The 442-nt window shown below is 65.6% G+C and carries 1 protein-coding gene; it reads right to left on the bottom strand.

Going from position 1 to position 442, the window contains the following annotated elements:
• Positions 1-442 (bottom strand): Rpn family recombination-promoting nuclease/putative transposase (locus ABC977_RS18245; protein WP_369668693.1); only part of this gene is annotated, 442 nt, incomplete at both ends.

Raw genomic sequence — 442 nt, 5'->3', positions numbered from 1 at the left:
AGGCAGTTGTCCGAGCCGGTCGGCCTTGCGCAGTTCGACAAGATTCAGTTGCAATTCACGCCCGAGACGCACGGCGGGGCGCACCCGGTCGCGCATCTCGAAGCACCACAGCGCCTGCTCGGCCTGGTCTGGGTCCTCGAACAGCGTGAAGTCGAGCAGATGGATGCCGATCGCCGGCTTGAGCTGCCGGTAATCCTGCCCGGCCTCGAGCTGCTCGCTCAGCAACCGCGCCAGGTACAGGATACCGCGCGCGCCCCAGAGGGCGAAACGCCGTACCTGCATCTCGATATTGTAGCGCTGGCCGCGCTCGTCGCGGGCCTGGAGGTCGAGGATCAGTTGTTTGCCGCTGAGCCGCTCGGGCGTGAGCCGCGGATTGAGTAGCGTGACCGCGACGATGGGTGGTTCGTCGCTGCGCACGACATTGATCAGATCGACCAGCAGC

The organism is Thioalkalicoccus limnaeus (assembly GCF_041197575.1).
Taxonomy (GTDB): domain Bacteria; phylum Pseudomonadota; class Gammaproteobacteria; order Chromatiales; family Chromatiaceae; genus Thioalkalicoccus; species Thioalkalicoccus limnaeus.
This window is presented reverse-complemented; position numbering and strand designations above follow the sequence as displayed.